The organism is Mesocryomonas lacus, from assembly GCF_055730135.2.
Map to the genome: position 1 here is coordinate 1 of NZ_JBUZWE020000041.1, position 1,912 is coordinate 1,912.

The window sequence follows — 1,912 nt, forward strand, 5'->3', positions numbered from 1 at the left end:
CGAGCCGGGCGCCGCGACGATGCGCACGACGATCCAGTCGGACAAGACCGTCGTGCCGCCGGTGACGGCGGAGCGGTCGCCGCCGGCCTCGCGGATGACGGGTGCGGATTCGCCGGTGATCGCCGCCTCGTTGACGGAGGCGATGCCCTCGACGATCTCGCCGTCGCCCGGCACGATGTCGCCGGGCTCGACGACGACGAAGTCGCCGACCTTCAGGTCGAGCGCGGAGACCTCTGCATAGCCTGCCCGGTCTCTCGGGCTGGTCAGGCGCTTGGCGATGGTGTCGGTCCACGCCTTGCGCAGACTGTCCGCCTGCGCCCGGCCACGGCCTTCCGCGACGGCCTCGGCGAAGTTGGCGAAGAGCACGGTGAACCAGAGCCAGGCCATGATCTGGCCGGTGAAGGCCAGCGGGTTGCCGGCAAGGACGTCCCGCACGAACAGCACGGTGACGAGGACGGCGACGATCTCGGTGACGAAGATCACCGGGTTCTTGGCGAGCTGGCGCGGGTCGAGCTTGCGGAACGCGTCGACGACGGCGCGGCCGAGAAGATCCGGCGAGGCGATGGCGGATGCCGTTGAGGCGGCCATGGGTTTACTCCGAGGGTTCTGGAAAGCCCGCGCGGGCGCGCCGGGCGAAGATGCGATGCAGGGAAATCGATGTGTTGGGTTGGAAGGGGCCGAACGTTCGGGCGAAGGGCTGCGCCATCTCAGTTTCGTCATCCCGGCCTTGAGCCGGGATCCATTCCGTTACCGTCTGACAAGAAGACGAGGCGGTCGTTCTGAGCCGAGCCGGCGGCGTCGGCGATTTGGAATGGGTCCCGGGTCAAGCCCGGGATGACGACCTCAAATGTTGCCGTCCCTTGCGTCGGTCGGCGGCGTGTGGATGCGAAGCCGGCGTGCCCAGCACCCAGCTAATCAGAACGTCTTGCCGCCGATCATCTGCACGTGCTCGGCCAGTGGTCCGAGCGCCAGCGCCGGGAAGAACTGCAGGCCGCCGAGGATCAGGATCAGGCCGGCGAGGAGGCCGACGAACAGCGGGCCGGTGGTCGGGAAGGTGCCCGACGAGGCGGCGAGCCGGGTCTTGCCGACCAGCGAGCCGGCGATCGCCATCATCGGGACGATGTAGGCGAAGCGGCCGAGCAGCATGGCAAGACCCAGCGTCGTGTTCCACCAGGGGCTGTTGGCCGAGAGGCCGCCGAAGGCCGAGCCGTTGTTGCCGGCCGCCGAGGAGTAGGCATAGAGGATTTCCGACAGGCCGTGCGGTCCGGCATTGCCGAGGCCGGCGAGCGCGGTGGGGAGCACCGAGGCGACGGCGGAGAAGCCAAGGATCGCGGTCGGCAGGATGAGGATCGCGAGCACCGCCATCTTCACCTCCTTGGCCTCGATCTTCTTGCCGAGATATTCGGGCGTGCGCCCGACCATCAGGCCGGCGACGAAGACCGCGATGATCGCCATCACCAGGATGCCGTAGAGCCCCGAGCCGACACCGCCCGGCAGGATCTCGCCGAGCTGGATCAGGAACATCGGCACCATTCCGCCGATCGGGGTGAGCGAACCATGCATGGCATTGACGGCGCCGTCGGAGAGACCCGTGGTCACCCCGGCGAAAAGCGCGGAGGCGGCGAGGCCGAAGCGGACCTCCTTGCCCTCCATGTTGCCGCCCGCGGGATCGATCCCGGCGGCGACGAGCGACGGCGTGCCGGCGGCTTCCGCCCAGTAGGCAATACCGACGCCGACGACGAGGAGGATCGCCATGGTGGCGATGATCGCCCTCGCCTGGCGGCGGTCGCCAATCAGGTGTCCAAAGGCGAAGACGACGCCGACCGAGACAACCAGCATCTGCCAGATTGTCAGGAAGTTCGAGAGCGGCGACGGGTTCTCGTAGGGGTGGGCGGAGTTGGCGTTGTAGAAG

General features: G+C 68.1%; 2 protein-coding genes. Both read right to left on the reverse strand.

The features are described 5' to 3' along the window. On the reverse strand, positions 1 to 588 hold a 588-nt coding region (locus tag ACZLZY_RS24795), incomplete at its 3' end, for a P-type ATPase actuator domain-containing protein (protein ID WP_472936627.1). 327 nt (positions 589 to 915) lie between these two features. Further along, positions 916 to 1,912, reverse strand: a 997-nt coding sequence (gene kdpA / locus ACZLZY_RS24800; RefSeq protein ID WP_472936628.1) for a potassium-transporting ATPase subunit KdpA, incomplete at its 5' end; no start/stop codon positions are given.